Source organism: Halorubrum sp. SS7 (genome assembly GCF_005435055.1).
GTDB lineage: Archaea > Halobacteriota > Halobacteria > Halobacteriales > Haloferacaceae > Halorubrum > Halorubrum salinarum.
Genome location: NZ_SGXV01000675.1, coordinates 1 through 227 on the forward strand (window position 1 = coordinate 1; position 227 = coordinate 227).

General features: G+C 73.1%; 1 protein-coding gene. It reads left to right on the top strand.

Going from position 1 to position 227, the window contains the following annotated elements; genetic code table 11:
* Nucleotides 1-227: oligopeptide/dipeptide ABC transporter ATP-binding protein (locus EXE44_RS19580; RefSeq protein ID WP_321167246.1), on the top strand; the 227-nt coding region annotated here is incomplete at both ends.

Genomic DNA, 227 nt, shown 5'->3' on the forward strand with positions numbered 1-227 from the left:
GGAGTGTCTCCCGGAGTTCGGCGGGACCGGCGGCGGGATCTCGGGAACCCTCCCGGACCCCTACGACCCGCCGGAGGGGTGCCGGTTCGCGCCGCGGTGCGAGTACGCCGAGGAGGCGTGCCGCACGGGCGAACAGCCCGAGGAGGTGGAGGTAGCGCCGGGCCAACGCGTCTCCTGTGTCCACTACGGCCCGGGCGGAAACCCCTCGATCGTCCGGAACGACGAGT